This is a genomic window from Mycolicibacter engbaekii (genome assembly GCF_002101585.1).
Lineage (GTDB): Bacteria > Actinomycetota > Actinomycetes > Mycobacteriales > Mycobacteriaceae > Mycobacterium > Mycobacterium engbaekii.
The window spans coordinates 53,137-77,932 of the sequence record NZ_LQOT01000012.1 but is presented as its reverse complement, the minus strand read 5'-3'; the positions used below and the strand labels follow the sequence as shown (position 1 = coordinate 77,932).

The 24,796-nt window shown below is 69.4% G+C and carries 26 protein-coding genes; 16 read left to right on the top strand and 10 right to left on the bottom strand.

Annotated features, from left to right (window positions below):
- Positions 1 to 59: 59 nt before the first annotated feature.
- The 3 genes from AWC02_RS02625 to AWC02_RS02615 are packed head-to-tail and all read right to left on the bottom strand — an operon-like array spanning position 60 to position 2,830.
- Positions 60 to 962 carry an aldose 1-epimerase gene (locus tag AWC02_RS02625; protein WP_237160294.1) on the bottom strand — a complete coding sequence of 301 codons (903 nt, stop codon included), beginning with the start codon at positions 960 to 962 and terminating at the stop codon, positions 60 to 62.
- On the bottom strand, positions 959 to 2,125 hold the full coding sequence (locus AWC02_RS02620; RefSeq protein WP_085126953.1) for an FAD-binding oxidoreductase: 1,167 nt from the start codon (positions 2,123 to 2,125) through the stop codon (positions 959 to 961). The genes AWC02_RS02625 and AWC02_RS02620 overlap by 4 nt, the downstream gene beginning before the upstream one ends.
- Before the next feature lie 33 nt (positions 2,126 to 2,158).
- A complete protein-coding gene (locus AWC02_RS02615) occupies positions 2,159 to 2,830 on the bottom strand; it encodes a GAP family protein (protein ID WP_085126951.1) in 672 nt (223 codons plus the stop codon).
- A gap of 107 nt (positions 2,831 to 2,937) precedes the next feature.
- Here AWC02_RS02615 and AWC02_RS02610 point away from each other — a divergent pair, with 107 nt between their 5' ends.
- Positions 2,938 to 3,429, top strand: a complete 492-nt coding sequence (locus AWC02_RS02610) for a hypothetical protein (RefSeq protein ID WP_109560831.1) — start codon at positions 2,938 to 2,940, stop codon at positions 3,427 to 3,429.
- On the opposite strand, the gene AWC02_RS02605 is transcribed toward AWC02_RS02610, so the two are convergent.
- The gene (locus AWC02_RS02605) at positions 3,418 to 4,035 is read right to left on the bottom strand and encodes a TetR/AcrR family transcriptional regulator (RefSeq protein WP_085126949.1); all 618 of its coding nucleotides are present in this window, start codon (positions 4,033 to 4,035) and stop codon (positions 3,418 to 3,420) included. The genes AWC02_RS02610 and AWC02_RS02605 overlap by 12 nt on opposite strands.
- A 100-nt stretch (positions 4,036 to 4,135) precedes the next feature.
- Between AWC02_RS02605 and AWC02_RS02600 the strand changes: the two genes are divergently transcribed.
- The 10 genes from AWC02_RS02600 to AWC02_RS02555 all read left to right on the top strand — a co-directional run bounded on the left by AWC02_RS02600 (position 4,136) and on the right by AWC02_RS02555 (position 15,192).
- Positions 4,136 to 4,882: a nuclear transport factor 2 family protein gene (locus tag AWC02_RS02600; RefSeq protein WP_085126984.1), complete on the top strand. Its 747-nt coding sequence runs from the start codon at positions 4,136 to 4,138 to the stop codon at positions 4,880 to 4,882.
- A gap of 140 nt (positions 4,883 to 5,022) precedes the next feature.
- A complete protein-coding gene (clpB, locus tag AWC02_RS02595; RefSeq protein ID WP_085126947.1) occupies positions 5,023 to 7,569 on the top strand; it encodes an ATP-dependent chaperone ClpB in 2,547 nt (848 codons plus the stop codon).
- 157 nt (positions 7,570 to 7,726) lie between these two features.
- Positions 7,727 to 8,974 carry a PecA family PE domain-processing aspartic protease gene (locus AWC02_RS02590; RefSeq protein ID WP_085126945.1) on the top strand — a complete coding sequence of 416 codons (1,248 nt, stop codon included), beginning with the start codon at positions 7,727 to 7,729 and terminating at the stop codon, positions 8,972 to 8,974.
- 86 nt (positions 8,975 to 9,060) lie between these two features.
- Positions 9,061 to 9,924, top strand: coding sequence for a trehalose monomycolate transport factor TtfA (ttfA, locus tag AWC02_RS02585; RefSeq protein WP_085126943.1), 864 nt, complete (start codon positions 9,061 to 9,063; stop codon positions 9,922 to 9,924).
- 102 nt (positions 9,925 to 10,026) lie between these two features.
- Positions 10,027 to 10,803, top strand: coding sequence for an SDR family NAD(P)-dependent oxidoreductase (locus AWC02_RS02580; protein ID WP_085126942.1), 777 nt, complete (start codon positions 10,027 to 10,029; stop codon positions 10,801 to 10,803).
- Entirely contained in the window at positions 10,790 to 11,338 is a 549-nt protein-coding gene (pyrE, locus tag AWC02_RS02575; protein WP_085126940.1) for an orotate phosphoribosyltransferase, read from the top strand. Before AWC02_RS02580 ends, pyrE begins: the two co-directional genes overlap by 14 nt.
- A 17-nt stretch (positions 11,339 to 11,355) precedes the next feature.
- The gene (locus AWC02_RS02570) at positions 11,356 to 12,249 is read left to right on the top strand and encodes a hypothetical protein (protein WP_085126938.1); all 894 of its coding nucleotides are present in this window, start codon (positions 11,356 to 11,358) and stop codon (positions 12,247 to 12,249) included.
- The gene (locus AWC02_RS02565) at positions 12,246 to 12,905 is read left to right on the top strand and encodes a TrmH family RNA methyltransferase (protein WP_419179193.1); all 660 of its coding nucleotides are present in this window, start codon (positions 12,246 to 12,248) and stop codon (positions 12,903 to 12,905) included. The genes AWC02_RS02570 and AWC02_RS02565 overlap by 4 nt, the downstream gene beginning before the upstream one ends.
- A gap of 251 nt (positions 12,906 to 13,156) precedes the next feature.
- Entirely contained in the window at positions 13,157 to 14,002 is an 846-nt protein-coding gene (locus AWC02_RS02560) for a hypothetical protein (RefSeq protein WP_133055596.1), read from the top strand.
- 80 nt (positions 14,003 to 14,082) lie between these two features.
- Positions 14,083 to 15,192: a glycoside hydrolase family 76 protein gene (locus AWC02_RS02555; protein ID WP_085126932.1), complete on the top strand. Its 1,110-nt coding sequence runs from the start codon at positions 14,083 to 14,085 to the stop codon at positions 15,190 to 15,192.
- Between the two features lie 10 nt (positions 15,193 to 15,202).
- Here the strand turns inward: AWC02_RS02555 and AWC02_RS02550 are convergent, their stop codons facing one another.
- Complete coding sequence (locus tag AWC02_RS02550; RefSeq protein ID WP_085126930.1) at positions 15,203 to 15,901, bottom strand: DedA family protein; 699 nt, start codon at positions 15,899 to 15,901, stop codon at positions 15,203 to 15,205.
- 85 nt (positions 15,902 to 15,986) lie between these two features.
- Between AWC02_RS02550 and fbaA the strand changes: the two genes are divergently transcribed.
- A complete protein-coding gene (gene fbaA, locus AWC02_RS02545) occupies positions 15,987 to 17,018 on the top strand; it encodes a class II fructose-bisphosphate aldolase (RefSeq protein ID WP_085126928.1) in 1,032 nt (343 codons plus the stop codon).
- 72 nt (positions 17,019 to 17,090) lie between these two features.
- Here the strand turns inward: fbaA and AWC02_RS02540 are convergent, their stop codons facing one another.
- Complete coding sequence (locus AWC02_RS02540; RefSeq protein ID WP_085126925.1) at positions 17,091 to 17,945, bottom strand: Rv0361 family membrane protein; 855 nt, start codon at positions 17,943 to 17,945, stop codon at positions 17,091 to 17,093.
- Between the two features lie 108 nt (positions 17,946 to 18,053).
- Here AWC02_RS02540 and AWC02_RS02535 point away from each other — a divergent pair, with 108 nt between their 5' ends.
- Positions 18,054 to 18,470, top strand: a complete 417-nt coding sequence (locus AWC02_RS02535) for a DUF3151 domain-containing protein (RefSeq protein ID WP_207567980.1) — start codon at positions 18,054 to 18,056, stop codon at positions 18,468 to 18,470.
- A gap of 4 nt (positions 18,471 to 18,474) precedes the next feature.
- On the opposite strand, the gene AWC02_RS02530 is transcribed toward AWC02_RS02535, so the two are convergent.
- The 3 genes from AWC02_RS02530 to AWC02_RS02520 all read right to left on the bottom strand — a co-directional run bounded on the left by AWC02_RS02530 (position 18,475) and on the right by AWC02_RS02520 (position 20,865).
- On the bottom strand, positions 18,475 to 19,362 hold the full coding sequence (locus AWC02_RS02530) for a cation diffusion facilitator family transporter (protein WP_085126921.1): 888 nt from the start codon (positions 19,360 to 19,362) through the stop codon (positions 18,475 to 18,477).
- Between the two features lie 82 nt (positions 19,363 to 19,444).
- A complete protein-coding gene (locus AWC02_RS02525) occupies positions 19,445 to 20,230 on the bottom strand; it encodes a site-2 protease family protein (protein WP_085126919.1) in 786 nt (261 codons plus the stop codon).
- Between the two features lie 50 nt (positions 20,231 to 20,280).
- Entirely contained in the window at positions 20,281 to 20,865 is a 585-nt protein-coding gene (locus AWC02_RS02520; protein WP_109560835.1) for a peptidase M50, read from the bottom strand.
- A gap of 183 nt (positions 20,866 to 21,048) precedes the next feature.
- On the opposite strand from AWC02_RS02520, the gene AWC02_RS02515 reads away from it, so the two are divergent.
- Positions 21,049 to 22,347: an adenylosuccinate synthase gene (locus AWC02_RS02515; RefSeq protein ID WP_085126915.1), complete on the top strand. Its 1,299-nt coding sequence runs from the start codon at positions 21,049 to 21,051 to the stop codon at positions 22,345 to 22,347.
- Positions 22,344 to 22,982: a PaaI family thioesterase gene (locus AWC02_RS02510; RefSeq protein ID WP_085126913.1), complete on the top strand. Its 639-nt coding sequence runs from the start codon at positions 22,344 to 22,346 to the stop codon at positions 22,980 to 22,982. Before AWC02_RS02515 ends, AWC02_RS02510 begins: the two co-directional genes overlap by 4 nt.
- 19 nt (positions 22,983 to 23,001) lie before the next feature.
- Here AWC02_RS02510 and AWC02_RS02505 read toward each other — a convergent pair whose 3' ends face one another.
- A complete protein-coding gene (locus tag AWC02_RS02505) occupies positions 23,002 to 23,367 on the bottom strand; it encodes a DoxX family protein (protein ID WP_085126911.1) in 366 nt (121 codons plus the stop codon).
- Between the two features lie 150 nt (positions 23,368 to 23,517).
- Here AWC02_RS02505 and purT point away from each other — a divergent pair, with 150 nt between their 5' ends.
- Positions 23,518 to 24,771: a formate-dependent phosphoribosylglycinamide formyltransferase gene (gene purT / locus AWC02_RS02500; protein WP_237160293.1), complete on the top strand. Its 1,254-nt coding sequence runs from the start codon at positions 23,518 to 23,520 to the stop codon at positions 24,769 to 24,771.
- Positions 24,772 to 24,796 lie beyond the last annotated feature (25 nt).

The window sequence follows — 24,796 nt, the reverse complement described above, 5'->3', positions numbered from 1 at the left end:
ACTCTGCGCCCACCAGGCAATCCACTCGCACATCTGCCGGGTACGCGCAGAGTCAACGCTCAGGCGAGCCGGATCGAGAACTGGGCCACGCCGGGTTGGCCCGAGCGCGCCACCGCGTAGCCGCCGCGGCGCAGCGCGTCGGTGGGCGCGGCCATCGGCTCGAAGCAGACCACGTCGTCGGTGGCCGGCGCATAGATCTGCGCCGCGGGATATCCCGCGTCGAAACGCACCTCCACGCGGCGCCCGCCGCCGGAGACCGCGAACACCGATCCCGGCTGCACCTCGTCGAAACCATGGTCGAAGACCTGCTCGCCCAACAACTGCGTGGTTGCCGGGTGCGCGGCGACCGCCCCGGTGGGGATGCCGTGCGGGTCCACGATCCGGGACCGCATCGCCGGGGTCTGGATCAGCCACTGTGAGCGGGGCACGTCGGGAAGCTGCAGATAGGGGTGGAAACCGAAGCACAGCGGCACCGCCGTGTCACCGGTGGCGGTGACCGTGGTGCGCACCGTCAAGGTGCGGTCCGCCAGTGTCACCGCCAGCTCCAGCAGGTGCGGGAACGGAAACGCCGCGAGCAGATCCGGGCGCGATCCGAAGTCGAGCTGCGCGCTCAGCGCCGACGCCGACTGGGCAGTCACCCGCCATCCCGGCTCGCCGGCCAGGATCCCGTGGATCGGGGCGCCGTAGGCGTCGGTGTGCACCCCGCCGACCCCGGGGACCAGCGTCACCGTTGTGTCGCCCACCCGGTAGGCGTTGGCGCTCAGCCGATTCGCCCACGGATACAGCAGTGGGATGCCCATGGTTTTGTGCTCGGTGACGTATGCGGCCACACCGCGGAGTTGACCGAGCAGTTCCACGCCGTCGTCGGCCAGCGAGGTGCCGATCATGCCGGCGTGCGGCAGGAAGGTCGCCGTCAGCGGTGACGACGGATCCGACAGGACGCAGGCGGCGAGATCGGTCACGCGGACAGGAGGTCGTGTTGAATGCGTTGCGGGGGAGTTCCTTTGGCGATCAGGGCGGCAACGGTCGCGCGCGTCATCTCCGGGCCTCCGCAGATCAGGATCTGCCGATCGCCCCAGTTGCCGTACCGGGTGACCACCTCTGCCAGTCGCCCGGTCTGGCGCAGATGCAGTCCGCGCGGCGGAGTCACGTCGGGATAGTCCGCGGCCCAGTCGGGGTCGCGCGGGTATTCCGACACCGGCGTCACCGACAGCCATGGATTGTGCGCCGCGATCTGCCACAGGGTGGGCAGATCGTAGAGCTCGCAGGGATAGCGGCCACCGAAGAACAGGTGCACGCGCGGATTCTCGCCCCAGCGGGTCAGGTCCATGATCATCGACCGCAGCGGCGCCAGGCCGGTGCTGCCGGCCACCATCAGGACGTCGCCGTCGCCCCGGTCCACGTGCATGCCGCCCAGCGGACTGGACAGGCGCCACCGGTCGCCGGGCCGGGTCTCGTTGACGATCGCGGTGCTGACCAGTCCGGCCGGGACCGCCCGCACGTGAAACTCGATCGCCCCGGTTTCGTCGGCCGGAATACTGGGGCTCAGATAGCGCCACGACCGAGGGCACTGCGGTACCTCGACTTTGACGTATTGGCCGGGGTGGTACGGCATCGGCTGATCCAGCTGGAGCCGGATGACGGCGATGTCGCGGGAGACCCGGAGCTGCTCGATGACGGTGCCGTCCCACCAGGCCGGACCCTCTTCGGCGTCGGCGGCCCCGCCCATCACCCCGATGATCAGGTTCAGCGCCTCGCGGGCGGCTTCGTCGACGGCCGCAGTCCAGCGGTCGGCCAACGCCTCGCGCAGGGTGGCCAACAGCACCTGGCCCACGCTCTGGTAATGGCGTTGGGTCACACCGTACTTGCGGTGATCGCGGCCCAGTTGAGCCAGGAATGACACGGGTGGTTGCGCCCGTTGGGCGAGGAATTCGCCCAGCACCCAGCTCATGGCGTGGGCGAAGGCGTCCCGCTGGGGGCTCAGGTCGGCGGGGAACAGGTCACGGACCGACGGGTCGGTGCCGAACCACCGGTTGAAGAACTGGGCCACAACACCGGAAGCGTCGCACGGCGCAGCGAACGCGTCATAGAGAACGCGCAGCGCATCGCGGTCATCCAGGCCCACGGCGCGATCTTAACGGCGCCGCTGCGTCGCCGGTCAGAGCGCGTCAATCCCGTTGTAGAGCACCATCGCACCGATCAGGACCAGGATCACCGCGACCAGTGCGGCGTGCTGGCGCTCCATCCAGTCTTTGAGCCGGTTCAGTGCCGGATTCAGCCGGTCGCTGGCGGCGACGTAGCCCAGGATGGGAATCAGCACCGAGGAGGCGGAGAGCGCGACGAAGAATGCCGCCATGGTCCAGCTGTCCTCGGCGGCCAGTCCGGCGCTGCCGATGGCCAGTCCGGCGGCGGCGCACATGAACAACACCTCGGGCCGGACGACGGCCAGTATCGCCCCCATCAGGCCGGCGCGCAGCGGTGCCATCGTGGTGAAGGAGCGCATCCAGCGGGGCATTTCGCTGTGGCCGTGCCGGGCCGTCCACCGGTAGAGGCCGAACCCGATCAGCGCCGTACCGACGACGATCCGCAGCCAGGACGCCCAGCCCGGCGGTGTCCGCTGCAGACCGCCGGCCAGGCCGGATGCCGCGACGAACGCGGCGGTCAGAGCCGCCAGGCCGGCCAGCCATCCGAGCAGGAAGGCCAGTCCGGTCTCCCGCGGGCGCGCAGTGTGCAGCACGAGCACGGCCGGGATTACGGTGATCGGGGACAGCGCCACCACCAGGGCAAGGGGTATCAGGGCAGTCCACACCGAAGCCAGGCTGGTCGTCATAGCTGCACCGTAGCGGACCGGATCGGTCCGGCCGTGCACCCGGCCATGCCTTGCCAGATACCCCTACGGGGTATAGGTTCGGCTCACAACCTTGGGAAGGGTGGGATATGTCAGCAACGCCGCAGCGCGACGCGGCAGGTCCGGGCAAGCCGGCCGGGCGCAGATTCGGGGTGGCGGGCGCGTTCGCCGCGCTGACCTGCACGCTGGCCTGTTGTCTCCCGGCGGTCCTGGCCGCAGTCGGCGCCGGCGCCTCGGCGGCGGCCGGCGCCGGCCATGGTGCACACGAGGGCGCGCGGTCCCGCGGCTGGGGTGGCGCTGCGCTCGAGGCGTTACATCGGATCAGTCCCGTCCTGCTGATCGTGTCGATCGTGTTCGTCACGGTCGCGCTGGCCCTGCGGCGTCGGGCTGCCGCGCTGCCTGCGCTGATCGTCGGGGTGGCGCTCTACCTCAGCGTGCACGGCCAGTCGGATCCCACCGTCATGTATGCCGGGATGGCATTGGGCTACGGCGCCTGGATCGCGCTGTTCCTCTGGAGCCGACCGCCGGCCGGCGCCCGGTCCTGCGAGACCTCGGCCTCGTGTGAGACCTCAGCGTCCTGAATCGCCGGACCCGGCCAGCCCTGCCAGCACCAGCGTGGTCGCGTAGGCGACCAGCTCGGCACGGCTGGCGCGCAGCCGGCCGTCGGCCCAGTCGAGAACCAGCGCGGTCAGAGCTCCCGACAGTGCGCTGGCGTGCATGGCGCGGCTGGTGGGGCTGCCCGGCGGGTCGGTGACGCCCGCGGAACCGGCCAGTTCGGTCAGGAGCCCGGGGAGTACATCGGCCCGGTGGGCGGCGAGCAGATTGCTGGACTGCGGCTCGCGCAACAGGATTCGCAACCGCCGGGGATCTGCCTCGAAGTAGCCGGCGGCAGCGTCGACCGCCGCCGCGACGGGGGATTCCGGGTTGGTGGCGCCGGCGATGGCGTTGAGCAGCTCGGCGTTGCAGTGATCGTAGACCGACAGCATCAATTCGTCTGTGTCGCTGAAACTTTCATAGAAGTAGCGCGGGCTCAGCCCGGCGTGGCGGCAGACCGCTCGCATGGTGACGCCTGAGGTGCCTTCGGTGCCCAGCAGCTCGAATCCGGCCCGCATCAGTTGCGTTCGGCGGAGTTGGGCCCGGTCGTCATGCGTCTGGCCGCGCCATACTCGCGGCGTCGTCGTGTCCATCGGGCCACCCCATCCGCTTGAGAATCACTTGATTCTACTTGCTGGGCCTGCTTTGATTGCGGGAATCAGGTGATTCCAATGCGGCGGGAAGGTGGGTGGCATGTTCGACGAGGCGCTGTTCAGGGAGGCCATCGCCAAACCGAGGCTGCGTCAGCCACTACCGGAATACCTGCCCGGAAACCGCGCCGGCGGCAAGGTCAAGGTGCTCACCGAGCCCGAGCTCAACGCCATGACCGAGCAGTGGTTCCTCGATCTGGACCGCAAGATCGCGCACTACGCCGAGCGTGGGATCGACGTGGCCTTCGCCGCCGAATGGGCCAAGAAGTATTGGTGGAGTTGGCTGATGCGCGACATGTCGCTCAACCACGAGCTCTACACGCCGGACCTGCGCTACAAGGACCCCACGACCTTCGGTCGCATCATCGTCGGTCTCGAGGAGTTCGAGCGCTACAACTTCTCCTTCCTCGACGCCATCCCGGACTGGCGCTACGACCCGCTGCCCGGGCAGGTCTATTTCGACGTCACGCCCGAGGGCGAGACGCGGGTGATCGTCCGCTACATCGGCAGCGGACACTTCAGCGGCACGCTGCGCTTCTATCCCTACGACGAGTCGGCTCCGGCGATCCACGGCGTCGGCACCTTCGTGCAGTGCACGGCGGTGGACCGCTACCACTTCAACGCCGACGGGCTCATGTACGAGGGGGAGACGTTGTTCGACCTGCTCGACGCCACCCAATCGGCCGGCGTGCTGCCGTCGGACGACAGCTGGCTCTTCCGGGCGCTGATGGGTGCCTCGCGGTTGCCCCGGATGATGCAGGATGCCCGTCGCGCGCTGCGTCTTGGCTGATCAGGCGGGGTGAGTCGCCGCTCAGGAAAACTCGTCAGACCTGAGCGGAACAGACTCAACCTTGACGGCGTTGGAAAACACGACAAGCATTTTTGGCGGGCGTTATGTGAGGCCCGTCACTAACCCCGAATGGAGGTGTCGTGGACTCTTTCAACCCGACCACCAAGACGCAGGCAGCCCTGACCGCCGCTTTGCAAACGGCCACGGTCGCCGGCAACCCCGAAATCCGGCCTGCGCACCTGCTGCAGGCCCTGCTGACCCAGAACGACGGGATCGCGGCACCGCTGCTGGAGGCGGTCGGGGTGAACCCCGCGACAGTCCGGACCGAGGCGCAGCGGCTGATCGATCTGGCACCGCAGGTGACCAACTCCAACGCGCAACCGCAGCTGTCCCGCGACGCGCTGGCCGCGATCACCGTGGCCCAGCAGTTGGCCACCGAACTCGACGACGAGTACGTGTCGACCGAACACCTGATGGTGGGCCTGTCCACCGGCGACTCCGATGTCGCCAAGCTGTTGACCGGTCACGGCGCCTCCCCGCAGGCATTGCGGGAGGCGTTCGTGAAGGTGCGCGGCAGTGCGCGGGTCACCAGCGCCGACCCCGAGGCCAGCTACCAGGCGTTGGAGAAGTACTCCACCGATCTGACCGCACGTGCGCGTGAGGGCAAGCTGGACCCGGTGATCGGGCGTGACACCGAGATCCGCCGGGTGGTACAGGTTTTGAGTCGGCGCACCAAGAACAACCCGGTGCTCATCGGTGAGCCCGGCGTCGGCAAGACCGCGATCGTCGAGGGGCTGGCGCAGCGTATCGTCGCCGGCGACGTCCCGGAGAGCCTGCGCGACAAGACCGTCGTCAGCCTGGACATGGGTTCGATGGTGGCCGGCGCCAAGTACCGCGGCGAGTTCGAAGAACGCCTCAAGGCCGTCCTGGACGAGATCAAGGCGTCGGCCGGGCAGATCATCACGTTCATCGACGAGCTGCACACCATCGTGGGCGCCGGTGCCACCGGCGAGGGCGCGATGGACGCCGGCAACATGATCAAGCCGATGCTCGCGCGCGGCGAGCTGCGGCTGGTGGGCGCGACCACGCTCGAGGAGTACCGCAAGTACATCGAGAAGGACGCCGCCCTGGAGCGCCGCTTCCAGCAGGTGTACGTCGGCGAACCGTCGGCGGAGGACACCATCGGCATCCTGCGCGGCCTCAAGGACCGCTACGAAGTCCACCACGGGGTGCGCATCACGGACTCGGCGCTGGTCGCCGCGGCCACGCTGTCCGACCGCTACATCACCGCCCGATTCCTGCCGGACAAGGCCATCGACCTGGTCGACGAGGCGGCCTCGCGGCTGCGCATGGAGATCGACTCCCGGCCGGTCGAGATCGACGAGGTCGAACGCCTGGTGCGGCGCCTGGAGATCGAAGAGATGGCGCTGAGCAAAGAAGAGGACGAGGCCTCCAAGGACCGGCTGGTCAAACTGCGCGCCGAATTGGCCGACCACAAGGAGAAGCTCGCCGAGCTGACGGCCAGGTGGCAGAACGAGAAGAACGCCATCGACGTCGTCCGCGAACTCAAGGAGCAGCTCGAGGCGTTGCGCGGCGAGTCCGACCGTGCCGAACGCGACGGCGACCTGGCCAAGGCCGCCGAGCTGCGTTACGGCCGGATCCCGGAGGTGGAGAAGAAGCTTGACGCCGCGCTGCCGGCTGCTCACGCTCAAGAAGACCTCATGCTCAAAGAAGAGGTCGGCCCCGACGACATCGCCGATGTGGTCAGTGCCTGGACGGGTATCCCGGCAGGCCGGCTGCTGGAGGGCGAGACCGCCAAGCTGCTGCGCATGGAGGACGAGCTCGGCAAGCGGGTCGTCGGTCAGCGCAAGCCGGTGCAGGCGGTCTCGGACGCGGTGCGGCGCAGCCGGGCCGGTGTCGCCGACCCCAACCGGCCGACGGGTTCCTTCTTGTTCCTGGGCCCGACCGGCGTCGGCAAGACCGAGCTGGCCAAGGCGCTGGCCGACTTCCTGTTCGACGACGAACGGGCCATGGTCCGCATCGACATGAGCGAATACGGCGAGAAGCACTCGGTGGCTCGCCTGGTCGGTGCGCCTCCCGGCTACGTCGGTTACGACCAGGGCGGTCAGCTGACCGAGGCGGTGCGCCGCCGGCCCTACACGGTGGTGCTGTTCGACGAAGTCGAAAAGGCGCACCCGGACGTGTTCGACGTGCTGCTGCAGGTCCTCGACGAGGGCCGGCTCACCGACGGCCAGGGCCGCACCGTGGACTTCCGCAACACCATCTTGATCCTGACGTCCAACCTGGGTTCGGGTGGCACCGACGAGGAGGTGATGGCCGCGGTGCGGGCCGCGTTCAAGCCGGAGTTCATCAACCGGCTGGACGACGTGCTCATCTTCGAGGGTCTCAACCCCGAGGAACTGGTGCAGATCGTCGACATCCAGCTGCAGCAGCTGGCCAAGCGCCTGGCGCAACGGCGGCTGACCATCGAGGTCTCCTTGGAGGCCAAGAAGTGGCTGGCCCGTCGTGGCTTCGACCCGGTCTACGGGGCGCGCCCCCTGCGCCGGCTCATCCAGCAGGCCATCGGCGACCAGCTCGCCAAGATGCTGCTGGCCGGCGAGGTGCACGACGGCGACGTGGTGCCGGTCAACATCAGCGCGGACGGCGAGTCGCTGATCCTGGGCTGAGCCCATCCAGACGTCACGGCCCCCGGGATTGATTCCGGGGGCCGTGACGTAGGACGCTTGCTTTGCAGGTGCGGTGCTCTGGCTGATCGGTTAGCCTTGCCGTTACTGAGAAATTCCCGCGAGTTCGGGTAGCGGGCGTCCAACCGGAGGGGTCATCATGGCACGTCGTCGCCATCGGCTGGTGGGTGCCGTCGGCGCCGCCGGCGCATTGCTGGCGCTGAGCGCCCCGGCCCCCGCCGCGCACGCGGACTGGGACGACCTGCTGCAGCCCCTGATCGACGCGATCAGCTGGACAGACCCGGGTATCGCCGCCGACACCGACCCGGGTTCGGCCCTGGCCTCGCTGGACACCCTGTTCACCGGCTGGTACCAGGACCTGGTCTACAACCCGCTGAACAGCATCGCGCCGTGGCTGTTCGGCCCGGATGTCGCCGGCAGCGCCGCCGACTACGGCCCGGACACCGCGCTCGCCGATCTCCCGACCAGCTTCACCGTCCCGATGGACGTCAACCTGGTCACCCAGCCGGTCATCAACCTCTCCGTCGGCGGGGGCCCGGAGACCGAGGTCCTGGTCGACACCGGCGCCGCCGGACTGGTCATGCCGATCTGGAACATCAACCCCTTCGGCATCACCGGTCTGCCGACCGGATTCAACATCGGCCAGTTCGGTGGCTACCTGAACTACTTCTATCTGGAGCTGCCCACCACGGTCACCTTCAGCGGCTTCGACCAGGACGGCGTCGCGGGTACGGTCACCGCCGACACGTCAGTCGCCGCGGTGCTGTTCGCGTTCCCGGCGGACTTCAACATCTTCGGCCCGTGGTCCATTCACGACTACCTGGCCGGATCCTCCACCGGCATCTTGGGCATCGGGCCCAACGCGCTGGGCCCCACCCCCGACCACATTCCGACCGCCGATCTGCCGGGCGAGCTCGGCCGTGGCGTGTTGATCGACCAGCCCAACGGGGAACTGATCTTCGGGGCCAACCCGCTGGAGGGCGGGATCGCCGTCGATGGCGCGCCGTGGTCGGCCCTGTACGTGAGCCTCAACGGCGCCACGCCTCAGCAGGTCAACGGAGTGATCGACTCCGGCGGGGTGTTCGGAACCATGCCGGCGTCGGTGCTGAGCAACGCGGGCATCACCCCGACGTCCACCGGCACCCTCCCGGACGGGACGCTGATCCGCGTCTACACCCCCGGCGGGCAGCTGCTCTACTCCTACACCGTGAGTTCGACGACCTACTCGGCCGACCCCGCGAACGCCTCGACGCGTGGCCCGGTGGTGATCAGCGCCAACAACATGAACACCGGTAACCTGCCGTTCGCCATGGAGCCGATCTACGTCTCCTACGACACCGGGAAGACCATCTTCGGCGGCGTCGCTCCGGACACCCTGCAATTGTGACGTTGACCTGTTGGAACAGTGCTGATACACGGTTGTGACCTGCGAGCATTCTCGCTTCGGGCCCGAGAACAGATACGCTAGGCCCAATGGTCCCGCTTTGGTTCACGCTGTCCGCGCTGTGCTTCGTCGGCGCGGCGGTACTGCTGTACGTGGACATCGACCAGCGTCGGGGCCGCAGTCGGCGCCGTAAGTCTTGGGCACGGTCGCACGGCTTCGACTTCGAACCGGAATCCACCGAGATCCTGCGCCGCTGGACACGCGGCGTGATATCGAGCGTGGGCGGCGAGGCGCCGGTGCGCAACGTGGTGCTCGGCCAGATCCGCGGCGAGGCCGTCTACATCTTCGACCTCGACGAAGTGGCCACGGTGATCGCCCTGCATCGCAAGGTCGCCACCAACGTGGTGGTCGATGTGCGGCTCAAGGGCCTCAAGGAGCCCCGCGAGAACGACATCTGGCTGCTCGGGGCGATTGGCCCCCGCATGGTGTATTCCACCAACCTGGACGCGGCACGCCGGGCCTGCGACCGGCGGATGGTCACCTTCGCCCACAGCGCGCCCGACTGCGCGGAAATCATGTGGAACGAGGAGAACTGGACGCTGGTGAGCATGCCCATCACCAGCACCCGCAGCCAGTGGGACGAGGGCCTGCGCAGCGTCCGCCAGTTCAACGACCTCCTGCGGGTGCTGCCGCCGGCCCCGCGCCGCCAGGCCGCCGAGGCCGCCCCGGGCCGCCGCAACGGCGGCCAGCCCAGCCGCCCGCTGGGACCGCCGAGCGCCGCGGAGGCAGCCGACGACAATGCAGCCGACCAGCCCGCATCGGCATCGCGGGCGCCCGCGTCCGCTGCGGGGGAGCCGGCGCCGCGCCGCCGGGCGAGCCGGGACGCCGCCTCGGACGGGCGTTCGGCCAAGGGCGGGCACAACGTGCGGCAGACCGCGCACTATCAGCGCTGACGACCGACGCCGCTCGATACCAGCGGCTTGGTTGGGAGATGACGGCGGCGAACCGCAGCGCCCGACTTCGTCGCGCTCGCGATCGCCGTTACGCTGACGGGCATGTCTCGCCCCGTCGCCGTGGTCACCGGGCCCACCTCTGGGCTGGGTGCCGGCTACGCGCGCCGCTTCGCCGCCGACGGACATGATCTGGTGCTGGTCGCCCGCGATGTCGAGCGCCTGGAAGCACTGGCCGCCGAGCTGCGCGACGCCCACGGTGCCGCCGTCGAGGTACTGTCCGCGGACCTGGCCGACGCCCAGGGGCGCGCGCGGGTCGCCGAGCGTCTGGCCGCCGGGGTGCAGGTACTGGTCAACAACGCCGGATTCGGCACGGCCGGAGAGTTCTGGACCGCCGACCCTGCGCTGTTGCAGGCGCAGCTGGACGTCAACGTCACCGCGGTGATGCAGCTGACCCGGGCCGCGCTGCCCGCGATGATCGACAAGGGCGCCGGCAGGGTCATCAACATCGCCAGCGTCGCCGGGCTGCTGTCGGGACGCGGCTCGACCTACTCGGCATCCAAGGCCTGGGTGGTGTCGTTCACCGAGGGACTGGCCGGCGGCCTGCACGGCACCGGCGTCGGCATCCATGTTGTCTGCCCCGGCTATGTCCACACCGAATTCCACCAGCGTGCCGGCATCGACATGGCCACCCTGCCGTCGTTTTTGTGGATGGAGGTCGACGACGTGGTCGCGGCGAGTCTGGCCGACATCGCCCGGGGCGAGGTGGTCAGCGTCCCGGGCCTGCAGTACAAGGCATTGGCAGGCGTCAGCCGACTGGTTCCGCGCGGGCTGTCGCGGACGCTGACCAACAGATTCGGGAGGGGCCGTGGCCGCACTTAACAACGACGAACGCGACGAGCTGGCCGCGCTGGTGCGCAAGCTGTCGGTGGTGCACGGCCGCGTGACCCTGTCCTCGGGAGCCGAAGCCGACTACTACGTCGACCTTCGCCGTTCCACCCTGCACCATCGCGCCGGTGCCCTGATCGGACGGTTGGTCCGCCAGCTCACCGATGACTGGGACTATGTCGCGGTGGGCGGCCTGACTTTGGGCGCCGACCCGGTGGCGACCGCCGTCATGCACGCCCCGGGCCGCCCGATCGACGCATTCGTGGTGCGCAAGTCGGTGAAAACCCATGGCATGCAGCGCCTTATCGAAGGGTTCGACGTCGCCGGCCACCCGGTGCTGGTGGTCGAGGACACCAGCACCACCGGCGGGTCGGCGCTGACCGCGGTGCGTGCGGTGCGGGAGGCCGGCGGTCACGTGGTGGGCGTGGCCACCGTGGTGGACCGTGCCACCGGAGCAGCCGAGGCCATCGAGGCCGAGGGCGTGCCCTACCGCAGTGTGCTCGGACTGGCCGAGCTGGGGCTGGACTGAACGCACCGAGGACCGTTGTGCGGAGTCTGATCGCGCTGGTGTCGGCGCTGGCCGTCGCCTGCGTCGCGGCGTGCGGGGGCTCGGAAACGGCCGGCCCCTACGGCGCCCAGGGCGCCCGGCTGGGTTCGCCGCTGACCTTCCTCGGCTGGGAGATGACCCTGTCGAACCTGCGGTGGGAGGTCGACTACGCCCTGATCGACGTCAAGGCCCAGCTCACCGCGGAGCACGGGGCCCACGCCGCGCCCGGCGATCTGCGGTTCGGGGTGTACGGCACCCCTTCGCATCCCATCGAAGCCACCGGGCTGGGCAGCTGCACGCTGTTGGGCGAACTGGTGCCGGCGCCGCTGTCGGCCCCGCAACCCGATCGGCTGACCGGCACCGTGTGCCTGGGCCCGCTCAAGGAACGCAGCGCCCTGCGCGGCGTGTACCTGTATTCGCCTGCCGACCGGATCAAAGACACCACGGTGGCCTACGCCGCGGCCTTCCCGGTGGGACTGGCGCCGGTCAACCCCGCCGACACCGGTCTGCTGCTCACCGCCCAGGGAGTGGCCGCCTACCGCGCCGACGGTGTGCCGCTGGCCCCGACCGCCCTGGGCGACCCGAAGGCGTTCACCGGCAACGGTTACATGGTGCTGAGCCTGACGGCCGACGCGGTGCCGGGCCAGTACCGCGACGAGGCGATCGCGCGGGGCGGACCGCTGATGCTGGTCGCCGGGCCGTCCACACCGATGCCCGGATTGGGACCGGACTGCCTGGCGGTCGGGTCATCGGTGCTGATCCTGCCGGAGGCCTCGCTGAACTCGGTGCACGTACCGACAGCGCTGTGCACGCACGGCGAGATCAACTCCGCGCTGCTCTACCCCTCGGTGTCGGTGGTCGGCACGCATGCCGCCGTGTGGACCACCGGGTGAGCGAGCGCTCCGAGGGGCCCGGCCCCACCGAGTGGTTCTCGCCGACGGACAACGGGGTGGGGCCCTGGCCGAGGCCACTGCCCAGCGACCCGCGGTACGACCCCGAACTGCTGCGCGACGGCGACAGCCGCAACGTCGTCGATGCCTACCGCTACTGGAGCCGCGAGGCGATCATCGCCGATATCGATCGCCGTCGGCATCGGCTGCACGTCGCGATCGAGAACTTCGGGCACGACGCCAACATCGGCTCGGTGGTGCGGACTGCCAACGCGTTCGCCGTGCACACCGTGCACATCGTGGGCCGACGGCGGTGGAATAGGCGCGGCGCCATGGTCACCGACCGCTACCAGCGGCTGGTGCATCACGAGACGGCTGCCGAACTGCTGGATTTCGCTGCGCGGCAGGGACTGACGGTGGTCGCAGCGGACAATGTCGCCGGCGCCGCGCGCTTGGAGCAGACCGCGCTGCCCGCCGACTGCCTGCTGGTGTTCGGCAGCGAAGGCCTCGGAATCAGCGACGAGGTGCGAGCCGGTGCGGATCTGACGGTGTCCATCGCCCAGTTCGGCTCGACTCGCAGCATCAACGTCGGGGTGGCCGCCGGGATCGCGATGCACGCCTGGATCACCGAGCACGCGGATTTCGACCGCGCCTGGTGACCGGGACGCCGGTCCCACGAGGCGTACACGGCTAACTCTCATACGCGGCGCAGAACATGCTTCCGGCAAGGCAGCGCCGAGGCCGGTGCGGCCAGCCTGCGGAGATATTTCGCCGCTCTGACGAAACCAGGAATCCGCAGGTGAGGGGCGCTTCCCATGGGCAAAGTCCAGGGATTTCCCTGTATCGGAAGCGGGGCCGCCACCGCTAGCGTGACGCCTATCAGGTTCCTGTCAGAAACGAGGATTCCCCCATGCATCTACGGAAGAACGTGCGCCCCTACGCTGCCTTCGGCGCCGCGCTGGTGGGCGCCGGAGCGATCTTGACCGCACCCGCGGCTGTGCCGGCCCATCCGGCCCGGGCCGTCGCTGCCGAGGTGGCCCTGACCGCCCTGGACTGGCCGGATGTCGAGGTCTTGACTCCCGACGGCTGGGTCAGCTTCGACTCCCTTGCCGCGGCGCAGGCCTACGCGGAGGAACTGACCGCGACCACCCTGTCGTATGGCCAAACGGCCGTCGAGTGGGCCGGCTGGCTGGACCCCTTCCTTTCCTTCGCCGGGATCTCGGGCGTCGGGGACTGGGTGACCGATCGCTACGGTCTGTTGGAGGAGATCCTCAGCCCCGGCTGGAGCCCTCTCACCTGGACCGAAGGATTTTTCGAGTCCATCAGCGATGACCCCGAAGTGCTCTTCGGCCCCGTCGCCGACTTCGACCTGGGCTGGCTGTACAGCTTGCTGGGAGTCTCGGCGCAGGACGGCGAGCAGCTCGATGGCCTGTTAGAACTCGCGTCCGGCTACTACGGAGGCGTCATCACCTGGTCGTTGCTGTCGATCTATGGGGCAGGCCCGGGGGCGATCAACGCGATTGCCGACGGCATCATCACCCTCGATGACCTGTTCCCCGAGGCCGGCAGCGACCTCGACGTGCTCGCCAACCTGGCCGGGGAATCGATCACCACCTGGTTGACGGAGACGGAAGAGGCACTTGCCGCCCAGATCGCGATAGCGTCGGACGTCCTGGAGGCTGCACCCGCGATCCAGTGGATTCTGGACCTGTTCGGTCAGCTCACCGACGGGGGCGGCTTCGAGCTGCCCTTCTGATACCTGAGCTGTGGATCTTCCCGCGGATCGCCGGTCCGCGGGAAGGTCCACGCTCGGCTTATGCGGCAAGATCAACGGCTATGGACCACCTCTGGGCGAACCGTGCCGAAAGCGCCGAAGCCGCGGTCACCGCACGCCACCTCAAGGCGCTGTGGCATCTGCCCGGCACGCAGCTGGGCGTCGTGGCCTGGCCGCCGGTACGGCGCGCGCCGCACTGGCATTACTGGTGGCAGGCGCACCTGCTGGACTGCCTGGTCGACGCGCAGCTGCGCGACCCGCAGCCCGAGCGGGTCACCCGGATCAAGCGGCAGATCCGCACCCACCGGCTGCGCAACGTGGGCCGCTGGACCAACGCCTACTACGACGACATGGCCTGGCTGGCGTTGGCGATCCAACGCGCGGCCCACGTCACCGGCGCCGACCGGCGCCGCGCCCTGGGCACCTTGACCCGCGAGCTGACCGACTCCTGGATGCCCGAAGCCGGCGGCGGCATCCCCTGGCGCAAGGACGAGCAGTTCACCGAGCCCTTCTTCAACGCTCCCGCCAACGGCCCGGCCGGGATCTTCCTGGCCCGCGAACCGGGGTGGCTGCAGCGCGCCGTGGAGATGGGCGACTGGATCGACGCCACCCTGATCGACCCGGAGACCCACCTGGTGTTCGACGGCATCCGGGCCGGTTCGCTGGTGCGGGCGCAGTACACCTACTGCCAGGGCGTGGTGCTCGGACTGGAGACCGAACTGGCGGCGCGCACCGGCGCCGAAAGGCACTTCGCCCGGGTCCACCGGTTGGTGGCCGCCGTGCGCGAGCATATGGCTCCCGGCGGAGTGATCAAGGGAGCCGGCGGCGGCGACGGCGGGTTGTTCGCCGGGATCACCGCCCGCTACCTGGCGGTGACGGCCACCACGCTGCCCGGGGACAGCGCGGCCGACACCGCGGCGCGCGACACCGCGGCACAGCTGGTGCTGGCGTCGGCGAAATCGGCGTGGGACTACCGGCAGTCGGTGAACGGGTTGCCGCTGTTCGGCGCGTTCTGGGATCAGGCGGCCGAGGTACCCCGCGGCGATGGCGCGCTGGCCACGTCGATCGCCGGCGCCGTATACGAATCCGAGGTCCCCGAGCGGGATCTGTCGGTGCAACTGGGCGGGTGGATGCTGATGGAGGCCGCCCACGTGGTCGCGGCCGCCCGGTAGCCGGCGCGAACTACTCGGGGTTACGGGTGCTGACAGCGGCCGGATCCGCCGGGGTCTGCACCGCACGATTGGCGCGCCGGGACAGATACGCCTTGACCGCCGAGTAGATCGCCGGAAGCAGCGAGACGAACAGAATCCCGATGATGATCAATTCCAGGTGGTCGGTGATGCCCGGCACCTTGGTGCCCAGCCAGTACCCCGTCAGGGTCATCCCGGCGCCCCACAGGATGCCACCCACGATGTCGAACGCCAGGTAGACCGGGTAGCGCATGTAGGACACGCCGGCGATCGCCGGGACGAACGTCCTGGCGAACGGTACGAAGCGGGCCAGAATGATGGCGGCCGGCCCGTACTTCTCGAAGAAGGCGTGCGAATCGGTCACGTAGTGCTTCTTGAAGAAGCGGGAGTCCTCTTTCTTGAACAGTGCCGGCCCGATGCGGCGGCCGATGAAGTAGCCGGTCTGGTCGCCCAATATCGCCACGACCGCCACGGCCGGGGCCAGCACCCAGATGTCGGGGTTGCCGGCGGCGGCCAGCAGGCCACCGGTGACCAACAGCGATTCGCCGGGCAGCAGGGGAAACAGCAGACCGGTTTCGACGAAGACGATCACCAGGATGGCCGGCAGGACCGCGTGCTCGAACAGGCCGCCCTGCCCGATCCAGTACATCGGGTCCAATATGTGGGGCATCGCCGCCACCGTCATGCTCATGAGGCCCCAACATACCGGTGTCGTGGGAGATTAACCGTTGGGGATACTGGGGGGACACCGTTTGCACCCAGGAGGAGAGAGTTCCATGCCCATCGCTACCCCCGAGGTCTACGCCGAGATGCTGGCCCGCGCCAAGGAGAACTCCTACGCGTTCCCGGCGATCAACTGCACATCGTCGGAGACCATCAACGCGGCGATCAAGGGCTTTGCTGACGCCGGCAGCGACGGCATCATCCAGTTCTCCACCGGCGGCGCGGAGTTCGGCTCCGGTCTGGGTGTCAAGGACATGGTGACCGGGGCGGTGGCCCTGGCCGAATTCGCCCACGTGATCGCCGCCAAGTACCCGATCAACGTGGCCCTGCACACCGACCACTGCCCGAAGGACAAGCTGGACGGATTCGTGCGGCCGCTGCTGGCGATCTCGGCTGATCGGGTCAAGGCCGGCCAGAACCCGCTGTTCCAGTCGCACATGTGGGACGGCTCGGCCGTGCCGATCGATGAGAACCTGACCATCGCCCAGGAGCTGCTGGCCCAGGCGGTGGCCGCCAAGATCATCCTCGAGGTCGAGATCGGTGTGGTCGGCGGCGAAGAGGACGGGGTGGAAGCCGAGATCAACGAGAAGCTCTACACCTCGCCCGAAGACTTCGAGAAGACCGTCGCCGCCCTCGGTGCCGGCGAGCAGGGCCAGTACCTGCTGGCCGCCACCTTCGGCAACGTGCACGGCGTCTACAAGCCGGGCAACGTCAAGCTGCGCCCGGACATCCTGGCCGAAGGCCAGAAGGTCGCGTCGGCCAAGCTGGGCCTCGCCGAGGGTTCCAAGCCGTTCGACTTCGTCTTCCACGGCGGCTCGGGCTCGCTGAAGTCCGAGATCGAGGAGGCGCTGCGCTACGGCGTGGTGAAGATGAACGTCGACACCGACACCCAGTACGCGTTCACCCGCCCGGTCGCCGCGCACATGTTCACCAACTATGACGGTGTCCTCAAGGTGGACGGCGAGGTCGGCAACAAGAAGACCTACGACCCGCGCAGCTACCTCAAGAAGGCCGAGGCCTCCATGACCGAGCGGGTCATCGAAGCCTGCAACGACCTGCACAGCGCCGGCAAGGCCCTGGCCTGAGTCGTTGACTCTGCGTCCACGGCGGGGAAGTTCGAGTGAGCCCCGCCGTAGGCGCAGCGTCAACGAACGTCATCAGCTGCCGTGCGACTGGCAGATCTTCCACTGGTCGTCACGGAACTGCAGGTCGAAGCTGCGGGTTGAGCGCACCCGTGGCTCGTAGGCCATGAAGGCGGTGACGTTGGCCTCGGCGTGGCCGTCGTTGACCACCACCTCGTCGATGCTGGCGACCACCGGGTACTGCTTGGCCGCCGCGATCCGGCGGTAGGTCTCGTCCCAGACCTTCTGGTCGTAGTTGACGTAGCGGTCGCGGATGTCGCCGCAGGTGAGACTGCGCAGTGCGGCCAGATCGCCGTTCTGCGTGGCGATGTCGAAACTCTGGATCGTGGACCGGACGTGTTCCTCCTGGGAGGCCGCCTGGCGGGTTTCGCGGGTCAGCCACAGCGTGCCCAGCACGGCGATCACCGCGAGCGCCAGGATGATCAGGATCACCGCCATCACCCAGCCCCAGCTGCGCGAGACGGTGCTGGGCAGCTTGGTGCCGACCCGTGCCGGAATCTGTTGCGGTATCGCCTTGCCCGCGTCATCGCTCTGCTGAGCGATCAGTTCGGTGTCGGCATCATCCACCGACGGGATGACTTCGGTGTGCCCGGCGTCGAACCCGGGAGCGGTGAACCTGCGCTCCGGTGAACCGTCGGTACCGGGCGCGGCCTCGGTGGCGATCACCTCGGTGACAGCGTCGGCGTCGGCCGGTGTCTCCGCCAGGGCGGCCGTCGCCGTCTCGTCGTCTGAGTCGACGGGCTGGATCTGGGTGACCTGGTCGTCGCCGTCGGGATGCTGCTCGACCGGGGCAGCGCCGGTCCCGGAACCCTGATCGGATGCGGGCGGTGCGGGAACGTCGTCGCGGTCGGGGCCGGATGGGTTCGGCATGGGCTACGGCTGTCCTCCCGCTAGCTAATCTGCTGCGCGCCAGCTTACTGAGCGAGCCGGCGGATTGCCGGAGTGGCTGGCCATGGACGGCACGGCAGAATGGACGATGTGACTCACACCGGTGATCTCCTCCGACCCGATCCGACCCTGCTGCCCGGCGATCCCGACGCCGAGGCCGCTCTGCGGGGCAACCAGAACCCCGAAGTTGTCGCGGCCGCGTATCCGGCCGCCTCGGTGGCGTGGGCGGTGCTGGCCGAAGCGGCATTGGCCGAGGACAAGGCTGTCACTGCCTACGCCTACGCGCGCACCGGTTACCACCGGGGCCTGGACCAGCTGCGCCGCAACGGGTGGAAGGGCTACGGCCCGGTGCCGTATTCGCATGAACCCAACCGTGGTTTCTTGCGGTGTGTGGCCGCGCTGGCGCGTGCCGCCACCAGCATCGGCGAAGCCGACGAGCAGGCACGCTGCCTGGCTCTGCTAGACGACTGCGATCCCGGCGCCCGCTCCGCGCTGGGGCTGAGCTGACCCCTCAGCATCCGAGCGAGCAACGACCCCCCTGCCCGGCAGGCTCCACCTGCACGGTGGCGTGCGTCAACCCGCGAGCGGCCAGCACGGCGCGCGCGTCGGCCAGCACGCGGCCGGCGTCGGCGCTGGTGCCCAGGTGCGCTGTGGCCATGTCCTGCCCCGGAACCAGCGTCCACACGTGCAGATCGTGAACGTCGGTGACACCGTCGATGCCGGCGAGTGCCGCGCGGAGTTCCGCGACGTCGATGTGGCTCGGTGAGGCCTCCGAGAGAATTCGCAGTGCCGCCCCCGCCAGGGCGAACGCGCGCGGCAACACCCACAGCGCGACGAAGACCGCGACCACCACGTCGGCGTAGGGCCACCCGGTGGTGAGGGTGACAACCCCGGCGATCAGCACGCCCACGCTGCCGACGGTGTCGGCCAGCACCTCCATGTACGCGCCGCGCACCGCCAGACTCACCGTGGAGTGGGACCGCAACAGCGCGGCGACCCCGAGGTTGACGACAAGTCCGGCCAGTGCCACCACGATCATCGGCACACCGGGCACATCGGGCGCGGTACCGATGCGGCGGATCGCCTCGGTGAGGATGAACGTCGCCACCCCGATCAGCAGCACCGCGTTGGCGACCGCGGTGAAGACCTCGGCGCGGTGCCAGCCATAGGTGTGCGACGGCGGGGTGCTGCCGCGCCGGGCCAGCATCACCGCCGCCGCCCCCATGAACAGGGCGGCCAGGTCGGTGAGCAGATGGCCGGCGTCAGCCAGCAGCGCCATCGAATTGATCATGATCGCGGTGGTCAGCTCGACGGCGAAGAACGCGGTCAGGATCGCGGCGCCGATGACCATCCGCGACAGTCGGGTGTCGGTGGTGGTGTGCTCGTGACCGGAGCCCATGGGAGGTGAATATAGGCGGGCGGGCCCGCCGCCGGGTGAAGTCGGGTTGCGGCGTGAGGCTGACCCGCGACGCCGGGCCCTGTCAGAACCAGGCGTTCCAGAACTGGGTCAGGCTCAGCCCCCACGAGACCAGCAGCCGCGGCACGGCGAAGAGGTCGAAGAACCACAACACCAGTGCGAAGAACTTCTGGCTCAACGCCGGAGAGGCGAACAGCAGCACCACCAGCGCCAACAGGCCCCACTGCTGGAAGGGTGCCACGGCGCGGCGGGTCGCCGGACTCAAGTGCGGCTCCAGCGCGCCGTAGCCGTCCAGCCCCGGCACCGGCAGCAGATTGAGCACCAGCGCGGTCACCTGCAGGAAGCCCAGAAACGCCACCCCGGACCAGAACACCGGATGAGCGGGGTCGTAGAACGCGCGCGTGACGCCCAACAGCAGCACCGCGAGCACCAGATTGGCCGCCGGGCCCGCCAGGCTGACCAGGGTGCGCCGCCGCGGCGTCATCGCCGAGGTCTGCACGTAAACGGCCCCGCCCGGCAACCCGATCCCGCCCAGCGCGATGACCAGCAGGGGCAGCACCAGTGACAGGCCGGGATGGGTGTAACGCAAGGGGTTGAGGGTCAGATAGCCGCGCATTTCCGCACCGTGGTCACCGAACCGCCAGGCGGTGTAGGCGTGGCCGAATTCGTGCAGGCACAGCGAGACCAGCCAACCGGCGATGACGAGCACGAACACCCCGGCGTAGGCCAGCGGCCCGATCTCCTCGCCCGCCCGCCAGGCGAGTGCGCCGCCGACGGCGGCCAGCGCCACCAACCCCAGGAACACCGGGCTGGGCCGGACCGCCCGGCTGCGCAGGGGTTGCACGTTCACCGCCCGAACCTACCGACTTTGCCGGAGCTTCGCTGGCCCGGCCCGCGCGGTCATCGCACGAGCAGCCAGTCCTCGATGTGGCGGTAGAAGGTGGATCGTTTCACGGTACGGCTGGCGCAGACCCCGTCGCGCACCACCAGCGCGCCGGTGGTGCCCAGCTGCGCCGCCCGGCCCGCCACCCAGCGCCGTACCCGGCGGCGCCGGGGCAGCACCGCGGCGCGCACACCCGGGGCGGTGCCGGTCGGCTCGATCACCACGCCGGTGACATCCCCGTCGAACAGGGCGGTGTCATCGACGATGCCCTCTCCGTGCAGCACCTCGGCGCCGTCCACCGGCAGCCAGCGGGCGGCGCCCACCAGGACGGTGCCGGCGTCGTCACGCACCAGCGGCACCGGCTGGGCGGCGCCCTGCCGGGCCCGCCGCGCGGCCCGCCATCCCGCCGGCAGCCGGTAGGCCGCGGTGGCCGGTGTCCGGCCTCTGGGGGCATAACCCACCTCGACGTCGAGCCGGTCGGTGCGCAGCAGCCGGGTCGCCAGGCGCGCCAGGTCGGCGTCGGCGCCGACGACCACCAGCCGGCGGTACCGGTCGATGGCCGCGTCGAAGTCCTCGCGGCCGCTACCGTCGCCGAACCGCATGGTGGGCAGCCCCCGCAGGGGGCGTGGCAGCGGCCGTCCGTCGAACACTAAGACGGCGGTTTGCGGCGCTGTCACAGGCGCTCCGTGCCGTTAGTGGCGTTCAACACGCTCCTCGTGAATCGCTTCAGATAGGCTCAGTCCCCGGCTGGACCACAGTAAGCCAAGACAGTTAGCGAGAAATCCATGCCGGCAATCGTCGTCATCGGCGCCCAATGGGGTGACGAGGGCAAAGGGAAAGCGACCGACCTACTCGGCGAGCGAGTGCAGTGGGTGGTGCGCTACCAGGGCGGCAACAACGCCGGCCACACCGTGGTTCTGCCCACCGGGGAGAACTTCGCACTGCACCTGATCCCCTCAGGGGTGTTGTCGCCGCACGTCACCAACGTGATCGGCAACGGTGTGGTGGTCGATCCGGGCGTGCTGCTCGAGGAGCTGGCGGGCCTGGAGGGTCGCGGCGTCGACACCTCCCGGCTGCTGATCTCCGCCGACGCGCACCTGCTGATGCCCTACCACGTCGCCATCGACAAGGTGACCGAGCGCTACATGGGCAGCAAGAAGATCGGCACCACCGGTCGCGGCATCGGCCCCTGCTACCAGGACAAGATCGCCCGGATCGGGATCCGGGTCGCCGACGTGCTCGACCAGGAGTCGCTGGCCGCCAAGATCGAAGCCGCCCTGGACTTCAAGAACCAGGTGCTGGTCAAGATCTACAACCGCAAGGCGCTGGAGCCCGAGCAGGTCCTTGAGGACCTGCTGGAGCAGGCCGAGGGTTTCAAGCACCGGATCGCCGACACCAGCCTGCTGCTGGGCGCTGCGCTGGACCGGGGCGAGAACGTGCTGCTGGAAGGCTCGCAGGGCACCTTGCTCGACGTCGACCACGGCACCTACCCCTACGTGACCTCGAGCAACCCGACCGCGGGCGGGGCAGCCGTGGGTTCAGGTGTCGGACCGACGCGCATCACCACGGTGCTGGGCATCCTCAAGGCCTACACCACCCGGGTCGGTTCGGGGCCGTTCCCCACCGAGCTGTTCGACGCCCACGGCGAGTACCTGTCCAAGACCGGCGGCGAAGTCGGGGTGACCACCGGGCGCCAGCGCCGGTGCGGCTGGTTCGACGCGGTGATCGCCCGCTACGCCACCCGGGTCAACGGCATCACCGACTACTTCCTGACCAAACTCGATGTGCTGTCCAGCTTGGAGACGGTCCCGGTCTGCGTCGGCTACACCGTGGACGGCAAACGCACCGACGAACTGCCCATGACGCAGGAGGAGTTTGCCCGCGCCGAGCCGGTCTACGAGGAACTGCCCGGCTGGTGGGAGGACATCTCCGGCGCCCGCACCTTCGAGGAGTTGCCCGCCAACGCACGCGACTACGTCTCGCGGGTCGAGGAGATCGCCGGTGCGCAGATCTCCTGCATCGGGGTCGGTCCCGGACGGGAACAGACCATTGTGCGCCGCGACGTCGTCAGGGATCGGGCGTGAGCGAGCCGCGGCCGGAGGATCTCGACCCCGACTACGCCACCCACGGGGGTTTCCCCGACTACGCGGTGGCCGACCCGAGCCCGGGTTTCGTCCGGTTCCTGACCACCATGCGGCGCCTGCAGGATCTGGCGGTGTCCACCGACCCCGACGACAGCACCTGGGACGACGCCGCCGATCGTGCCGAGGCATTGGTGGGGTTGCTGGAGCGGTTTCCGGCGCCCGAGGGTGTGGCCCCGGCTGGGCGGGCGCCTTCCCTGGAGGGCATGGGCAGCCTGTTGATGCCGCCGTGGCGCATCACCCGGTTCGATCCCGACGGCGTCTCGATGTCCGGGTCGTTCAGCCGCTTCCACGTGGGCGGCAACTCCGCGGTGCACGGCGGTGTGCTGCCGCTGCTGTTCGACTGGCTGTTCGGGATGGTGGTGCACGCCGCCAACCGGCCGATCAGCCGGACAGCGTTCCTGCATGTCGACTACCGCAAGGTCACGCCGATCAACACCCCGCTGCTCGCGCACGGCCGCATCGAGCGGTCCGAGGGGCGCAAGGCGTTCATCGGCGCCGAAATCACCGACGCCGACGGTACCGTGCTGGCCGAGGGGCAGGGGCTGATGGTGCGGCTGCTGCCGGGGCAGCCGTAGTGCTGCGGCGCGCTCGGCTCTAGCGCCGGGCGCTGCGTTGCGGACCGCTGAGCGTCATCGCCGCGAACAGCGTCAGCAGCGACGCCGCCGGCACGGTGTTGGCGATGCTGTCGCGGACCCGGATATGCGCGCCGACGGCAAGGACGAAGTACAGCGTCAACGCGGCGGTGGTCAGCCGTGCCAGCCGCGGAAACCGGTGCACCGACAGCAGCCCGACCGCCGCAGCGGCCTTGACGACCGGCAGGATCGGCCTGATCTCCTGCGGGCATCCGACGGTGTCGAGTGCTGTGGTGATGAACGGTGCCGGGATGGCGCACAGCGCCGCGTCGGCGGCTTGCAGGGCGGCCAGGCCCGTGTAGGTCTTCGGTGACGTCAGCACACTCATGGAACCGACTCTAGGCCCGGGCGATAAGGCCCGGAACCCCTGCGCGCAGCAAACAACCGGTCCGTTCCAGGCAGGTTCGCCGGCGCTGCAGCACCGTCGGCGTTCCCCCTATCCTGGAGCGGCATGCAACATTGCCGGGGAGGGGTGGCGGTGACGAGCGAGGCGGGCGAGATCGTGACTGAGCGGCTGGCCGCGGACGGTCCCAGCCGCACCAGGGTGGCGTTGCTCGGGTCCGGTGATCTCAGCCGTGAACTGGTGCGGGCGCTGCAGCGCCTGGGTGCCGAGGTGATCGCCGTCGACCGCTACGCCGATGCCCCGCTGCACGGGGTTGTCGATCGCACGGTGGTGGTCGACCTGGGCGACAACGACGAACTGGCGGCGGCCATCCGGTGGCTGCAGCCGAAATATGTGGTGGCGGGCTCCGAGGTGGGGGCCACCGATGCGCTGACCGCCGCCGTCGACACCGGCTTCACCCAGCTGGTGCCGGGCATCCGCGGGGCCCGGCTGGCCGCGGACCCCGAGTGGATGCGGCGGCTGGCCTCCGAGGAACTGGGACTGCCCACACCGCCCTTCTGGTTTGTCGGATCGGTTGAGGAACTGCGGGCGGTGGCCGGGCAGGCCGGCTATCCCATGTCGGTCAAACCGGTGGGCGGGGCGCTCGGGGAGGGCCGCTCGGTGATGGTGCGCGACAGCGATATCGAGCCGGCCTGGCAGCGTGCCGTGGCGGCCTGCGCCCCGGACGTACCGCCGCGGGTGTTGGCCGAGACGGCGGTGGAGGTCGACAGCGAGGTCATGCTGCTGGCGGTGCTCCGCGACGGCCACGACGGACCCGCCCTGGACTTCTGCGCACCGATCGGTCATCGCAGCATCGAGGAGCCGAACGGGCAGCTGACGGTGGAGTTCTGGCAGCCGCACCCGATGAGCTCCGTGGCCCTGGATGCGGCCAAGTCGATCACCGCGCGGGTCGCCCGGGCGCTGGGCGGCCGCGGCCTGTTCGGGGTGGAACTGCTGGTACACGGCGACGAGGTGTACTTCGGCGGGGTCACGGTGCGCCCCTACGACGCCGCCCTGCTGACGTTGCGCACCCAGCGGCTCTCCGGTTTCGAGCTGCAGGCGCGTGGGATCTTGGGCATGGTGACCGACACCATCATGGTCTCGCCCGGCGCCGCCCGGCTGATCTACTCTCGCCGCGGCGCCGGCACCGGGGCCGTCACCACTTCGGACAGCGCGTCGGTGGTCGCCGATGCACTCAGCGTGACCGAAAGTGACGTGGTGGTGTTCGGTCACCATGAAGGCCACCCCCGCCGCCGGCTGGGCTTGGCGCTTGCCACCGGGCCAGACATCGCGGTCGCGCGCGACCGCGCGGCGCGGGTGGCGACCGTGCTGGGCACGCTCTGGCCCTGACCCCCCGTGGCGGGAAACCGCCCCA